This window comes from Yoonia sp. (assembly GCF_046292185.1).
Classification (GTDB): Bacteria; Pseudomonadota; Alphaproteobacteria; order Rhodobacterales; family Rhodobacteraceae; genus Yoonia.
Map to the genome: position 1 here is coordinate 1 of NZ_JBKBQY010000137.1, position 5,819 is coordinate 5,819.

The 5,819-nt window shown below is 58.9% G+C and carries 6 protein-coding genes; 3 read left to right on the plus strand and 3 right to left on the minus strand.

Annotation, left to right across the window (positions count from 1 at the left end; all coding sequences use genetic code 11):
• Positions 1-176: 176 nt before the first annotated feature.
• Positions 177-395 carry a BolA family protein gene (locus ACK4TM_RS16695; RefSeq protein WP_409703466.1) on the plus strand — a complete coding sequence of 73 codons (219 nt, stop codon included), beginning with the start codon at positions 177-179 and terminating at the stop codon, positions 393-395.
• On the opposite strand, the gene ACK4TM_RS16700 is transcribed toward ACK4TM_RS16695, so the two are convergent.
• From ACK4TM_RS16700 to ACK4TM_RS16710, 3 genes are all read right to left on the minus strand, one after another.
• Positions 396-794: a DUF4177 domain-containing protein gene (locus ACK4TM_RS16700; protein ID WP_409703469.1), complete on the minus strand. Its 399-nt coding sequence runs from the start codon at positions 792-794 to the stop codon at positions 396-398.
• A gap of 66 nt (positions 795-860) precedes the next feature.
• A complete protein-coding gene (gene gatB / locus ACK4TM_RS16705) occupies positions 861-2,372 on the minus strand; it encodes an Asp-tRNA(Asn)/Glu-tRNA(Gln) amidotransferase subunit GatB (RefSeq protein WP_409703472.1) in 1,512 nt (503 codons plus the stop codon).
• 55 nt (positions 2,373-2,427) lie between these two features.
• Positions 2,428-3,303 (minus strand): 1-acyl-sn-glycerol-3-phosphate acyltransferase, encoded by an 876-nt coding sequence (locus ACK4TM_RS16710; protein ID WP_409703476.1) that lies wholly within the window; start codon positions 3,301-3,303, stop codon positions 2,428-2,430.
• A gap of 124 nt (positions 3,304-3,427) precedes the next feature.
• On the opposite strand from ACK4TM_RS16710, the gene ACK4TM_RS16715 reads away from it, so the two are divergent.
• Entirely contained in the window at positions 3,428-3,571 is a 144-nt protein-coding gene (locus ACK4TM_RS16715) for a DUF2256 domain-containing protein (RefSeq protein WP_409703479.1), read from the plus strand.
• Positions 3,572-3,647: 76 nt separating this feature from the next.
• Positions 3,648-5,792 carry a malate synthase G gene (locus ACK4TM_RS16720; RefSeq protein WP_409703484.1) on the plus strand — a complete coding sequence of 715 codons (2,145 nt, stop codon included), beginning with the start codon at positions 3,648-3,650 and terminating at the stop codon, positions 5,790-5,792.
• Positions 5,793-5,819 lie beyond the last annotated feature (27 nt).

Here is a 5,819-nt window from a genome sequence, read left to right on the forward strand (position 1 = left end):
CGCGGATTTTTCTTCTTGGACCCCGACACGGACATATCGAAACCAAAGGGATCATCTTTTTTCATGGTGCTTCTCTTCTTTCCGACTCGGACGACAGACTGTAGACCTCTGGGGCGCAGATAGAAGAGGGCACAGGGAAAATAATGGTATTACAGGCTGAAATTCACGCAAGACTGATGACACTTGATCCTGAAACGCTGGAGGTGATCAACGAAAGTCACAAACACGCGGGCCATGCCGGCGATGACGGGTCCGGCGAAAGCCATTGGCGCGTGGTGATCAAGGCTGCCGCCCTGGACGATATGTCGCGCATAGCGCGCCACCGCGCGGTGCATGACGCGATCGGGCCTGATCTGATGGCACGCATTCACGCGCTTGCCATCGACATGCAGTAATTATCCCGACGCCACGTCTGACGATGGCCTGTCTTTGGGCGTGTCGTCAGCCTGGATCGGTTTATCCGCATCCGTGACGAGTTTTTTCTGCACCGTCGGCGCGGGCGGCGTGACGGATGGCGCTGCTGGGGCCTGACGCTGCGGTTTCATCTTGGGGGCACCGCTGGCAGGCTTGGCCCGGCGGAACACCAGCATGTTCTGATATACCGTGGTCTTGCTGATCAGCCCGTCGCGTTGCTCGCAGGGCAGGGTATCGGCGCGGATATATTCCCAGCCTTCTGATGCCGCTTCATTGATCGCGGTTTCCAGCGCCAGCGCAAAGCGGTCTTCATTTGTTTTCACGCCCGGTGCTTTCACGCCGCGCATCGGGGCCGGAGCCACCTTGTATTCATATGTCATCGCGTTTTCCCCCATGGCCACCGGAACGCTATAACAAAACCGGCGCTGATAGGAAAGCGCAGGCCATCACAGCCCCAACTTGGCCGAGACGAGCTGATTGACCGTCGCCGGATTGGCCTTGCCGCCTGTCGCCTTCATCACCTGACCCACGAACCAGCCCGCCAGTTTGGGGTTCGCCTTGGCCTTTTCGACCTGATCGGGATTGGCGGCGATGATGTCGTCGACCGCAGCTTCGATGGCACCGGTGTCAGTGACCTGTTTCATGCCTTCGGTCTCGACGATCTCTTCCGGGTCACGGTTCTGGATATAGGCGATGTCGAACACGTCCTTGGCGATCTTGCCGGAAATCGTGTCTGATTTGATCAGCCCCACGATCTGGCCCAGACGTTCGGCAGAAATCGGGCTGGTCGCAATATCCTTGTCGTCCTTTTTCAGACGGCCGAACAATTCGTTGATGACCCAGTTCGCCGCCAGCTTGCCATCGCGCCCCTCAGCCACCTTTTCGAAGAAGCTGGCGTTTTCCTCTTCGGCGGTCAGGACCGAGGCATCGTATTCGGACAGGCCGAAATCAGCGATGAACCGCGCCTTTTTCGCATCGGGCAGTTCGGGCAGGTGGGCCGCAATATCATCGACCCAGGCCTGTTCGATCTCCAATGGCAGCAGGTCGGGGTCGGGGAAATAGCGGTAATCGTGTGCTTCTTCCTTGGACCGCATGGACCGTGTTTCATTGCGGTCCGGGTCATAAAGCCGGGTTTCCTGCACGACTGACTTGCCATCTTCCAGCAGGGCGATCTGGCGTCGCGCCTCGTGTTCGATGGCCATCTGGATGAACCGCATCGAGTTCATGTTCTTGATCTCGCAGCGCGTGCCAAGGTGGCTGAAATCCTGTGTCGCCTGATAGCGTTCGTAATCGCCCGGACGGCAGACCGACACGTTCACATCGGCGCGCAGATTGCCGTTCTGCATATTGCCATCACAAGTGCCCAGATAGCGCATGATCTGGCGCAGTTTCAGCACATAGGCGGCGGCCTCTTCCGGGCCGCGGATATCGGGGCGGCTGACGATCTCCATCAGGGCAACACCGGTGCGGTTCAGATCGACGAAGGACATCGATGGGTCCATGTCGTGGATCGACTTGCCCGCATCCTGTTCGAGGTGAATTCGTTCGATCCGCACCAGACGGGCCAGACCATTGCCCATTTCCACCAATACTTCGCCTTCACCGACGATGGGATGATACAGCTGGCTGATCTGATAGCCCTGCGGCAGATCGGGATAGAAATAATTCTTGCGGTCAAACGCCGACACAAGATTGATCTGCGCCTTCAGCCCCAGCCCGGTGCGCACGGCCTGCGCGACGCATTCCTCGTTGATCACTGGCAACATGCCCGGCATGCCCGCATCCACGAAAGCCACATTGCTGTTGGGTTCGGCACCGAACAGGGTGGAGGCCCCCGAAAACAATTTCGCGTTGGTGGCGACTTGCGCATGGACTTCCAACCCGATCACCAGTTCCCAATCCCCGGTGGCCCCGGCGATCACTTTGGGGGCGGGGGCAGCATAGGTCAGGTCCAGCATGGCAGATATCCTTGGTTCAACACTGCACGATCTTTAAAAGAAGGCGCAGCCCGCTTCAAGGTGCGCTTGACGCATCTTTGGTCAGCCAAGGGCGGGTCGTCGCGATCAGATTGACCAAAGGCGCATGCTCACCGCCGAGCGCGAGGGTCGCGCGGCGCAGCATCGCGATCCCTTTTTCGGCGTCGCGCGGAATGGCCGAGGCTGAAATCGGCTCCCCCATCGTCACGACATAGGGTTGGCGATCCTTGTTCAGCGTCTCGTGAAACAGGGTGATGTCGCGCAGCGTTGGATGGATGCGGTCGAACAGATAGAACAACGCCGAATTGCGCGCCTGTATATTCACGGGGATCACGGGCAGATCGAACTTGCGTGCCAGCATCGCCGCTGACGCCATCCAGGGACGTTCATGCAACGAAAGCCAGCGCCGCTTGGCCAGCCGCCCCGATGGAAAAATCACACCCAATCGCCCTGCTTCGGTTGCCTTGCGGACAAAGGTCATGGTTTCGCGGGTCTTGGCATGACTGCGCAATGCGGTGCGCCATTCGACGGGGGCGATCATGTCATCCATCTGCGGAAACACGCGCAGGATATCGCGGTTGGCGAAGAAATACGCGTCAGGGCGTGCTTGCGCGATCAGGTGATTGAGGATGATGCCATCTGCAATCCCGGTAGGATGATTGGCGACGATCAACGCCGGGCCATGCGCGGGCAGATGACCCAGCCCCTTCGCAGTGACCATGCGGGCCAGACGCTGCGCCATCTCATTCATGATCGCTGCTGAATCGCCATTTTCCAGCTGTTCGGCGAGCGTGAGGGTCTTACCGTAGCCCAGCATGTGATGCAGTACGCCACGGGCAAACCGCGTGCCGGGGCGCGTTGCATAGAGCCAAGGCGCACGTTCGGCGATCAACGGGTCGATACGGTCTTTCATGGCGTCTCTCAGATCACTGATATGTAAAGTTACTACGACACGATATGCCTGATGTCGAAAAGACGAAAGACAACATATTTCTTAGTCCGTGGACAACGCAGGCCATTCAACTAAGTTCCCTGACATGGCAAGAATGCGTAAAAAATCCGATCTGCCGGCAAAAACCTGCGCCACCTGCGGCCGACCTTTCGCTTGGCGCAAGAAATGGGCCAAGGTCTGGGCCGAAGTGCGCTATTGTTCGGATAAATGCCGCGGGACGCGGCAATGAATTTCGCGCTGCTTGTTGCCTATCGGAAACTTGTGTTCTAATTCGGGACATACCTGACAATAACGGAGTCATCGCCATGACCAATCGCGTCACAAAGCACGGCCTTCAAGTCGCCCAGGAACTCGCCGATTTCATCGACACGCAAGCCTTGCCGGGCACCGGCATTGACGCGGATGCGTTCTGGTCCGGTTTCGCCGGGCTGATCAGCACGATGACCCCGCGAAACCGCGCCCTGCTGCAGAAACGTGAAGATATTCAATCGGCGATAGACGCCTGGCATGTCGGCCAGCGCGGCAAGGCGCATGACCGCGTCGCCTATGAACATTTTCTCAAGGATATCGGCTATCTGGTTCCTGAAGGCGACGATTTCGAGATCGAGACACAAAATGTCGACCCAGAGATCGCGACAATCCCTGGCCCGCAACTGGTCGTGCCAATCACCAACGCCCGTTTCGCGCTGAACGCCGCGAATGCCCGCTGGGGCAGCCTTTATGATGCGTTCTACGGCACCGATGCAATGGGCACGCTACCGCCCGCCGGTGGTTATGAGCATGGCCATGGTGCCCGCGTCGTCGCCCGCGTCCGCGTTTTCCTGGACGAGGCGTTCCCGATTGATGGCAAAAGCCACGCCGATGTGTCGCGTTACACTATTCAGGACGGCGCGCTGCTGGCCGATGACCAACCCCTGTGCGATCCGGCGAAATTCGTGGGCTACCAGGGTGATCCGCAATCCCCTGATGCCATACTGCTGGTCAACAACGGCCTGCATGTCGAACTGGTCTTTGACAGCAATCATCCGATCGGTAGCCGCGATCAGGCATCGCTGGCTGATGTCCGGCTGGAAAGCGCGATCTCTGCGATCATGGATTGCGAAGACAGCGTCGCCTGTGTCGATGCCGAGGATAAGACCCTCGCCTATGCCAACTGGCTCGGCCTGATGAAAGGCGATCTGACGGCCGATCTGGTCAAGAACGGCAAGACGATGACACGTAAACTGGCCGCTGACCGCGACTACACCACCGCTGACGGTACGGTCACCCTGAAAGGGCGCGCGTTGCTGTGGATCCGTAACGTGGGCCACCTGATGACCAACCCCGCGATCCTTGATGCAGACGGCGAAGAGGTCTTCGAGGGGCTGATGGATGCGATGATCACCACGCTGGTGGCGATGCATGATCTGAAATCCAAAGGCGGCAATTCCGCGCTCGGCTCGGTCTACGTGGTCAAGCCCAAGATGCACGGCCCCGAAGAAGTGGCCTTTACCAACGATATCTTCATCGCCGTCGAAGACGTGCTGGGCCTGGCGCGCGACACCGTCAAGATAGGGATCATGGACGAAGAACGGCGCACGACTGCGAACCTCAAGGAATGTATCCGCGCCGCAAAATCCCGTGTTGCCTTTATCAACACCGGCTTTCTGGACCGCACCGGCGATGAAATCCACACCTCGATGGAGGCGGGCCCCTTCAGCCGCAAGGATCACATCAAGCGCAAGCAATGGATCGGCGCCTACGAGGATCAGAACGTCGATATCGGGCTTGAATGCGGCTTTTCCGGGCGCGCACAGATCGGTAAGGGGATGTGGGCCATGCCCGATTTGATGGCCGCAATGCTGGAACAGAAAATCGGCCACCCGCAATCGGGTGCCAATTGCGCCTGGGTGCCCAGCCCCACCGCCGCCACATTGCACGCGCTGCATTATCACAAGATCGACGTGATGGCGGTGCAGGCGCGGCTGCGCAAAGGTGGGCGGCGCGCCTTCGTGTCCTCGATCCTTGATATCCCGCTTGCCCAATACCAGCGCTGGACCGATGCACAAAAAATGCGCGAAGTCGAAAACAACGCACAAGGCATCCTTGGCTATGTGGTCCGATGGATCGATCAGGGTGTAGGCTGTTCCAAGGTCCCCGACATCAACAATGTGGCGCTGATGGAAGACCGCGCGACGTGCCGGATCTCGTCACAGGCACTGGCGAACTGGCTGCATCATGATGTGGTCGGCCGTGATACGGTCATGGAAGCGATGCAAAAAATGGCGCGGGTCGTGGACGAACAGAATGCGGATGACGCGGCCTATCGCCCGATGTCCCCTGATTTCGACGGTATCGCGTTTCAGGCCGCCTGCGATCTGGTATTCAAGGGGCGCGAACAGCCGTCTGGCTATACCGAACCTGTGCTGCACCGGCGCCGGCTGGAACTCAAGGCACAACGCAATCACTAAGGCGGCCACGCGCCGCGAAGGAGACGA

What these genes read in the sequence shown, in the direction of transcription:
- ACK4TM_RS16695 (WP_409703466.1), top strand. Translation starts at nt 177, where the DNA reads ATGACACTTGATCCTGAAACGCTGGAGGTGATCAACGAAAGTCACAAA.
- ACK4TM_RS16700 (WP_409703469.1), bottom strand. Translation starts at nt 794, where the DNA reads ATGACATATGAATACAAGGTGGCTCCGGCCCCGATGCGCGGCGTGAAA.
- gatB (WP_409703472.1), bottom strand. Translation starts at nt 2,372, where the DNA reads ATGCTGGACCTGACCTATGCTGCCCCCGCCCCCAAAGTGATCGCCGGG.
- ACK4TM_RS16710 (WP_409703476.1), bottom strand. Translation starts at nt 3,303, where the DNA reads ATGAAAGACCGTATCGACCCGTTGATCGCCGAACGTGCGCCTTGGCTC.
- ACK4TM_RS16715 (WP_409703479.1), top strand. Translation starts at nt 3,428, where the DNA reads ATGGCAAGAATGCGTAAAAAATCCGATCTGCCGGCAAAAACCTGCGCC.
- ACK4TM_RS16720 (WP_409703484.1), top strand. Translation starts at nt 3,648, where the DNA reads ATGACCAATCGCGTCACAAAGCACGGCCTTCAAGTCGCCCAGGAACTC.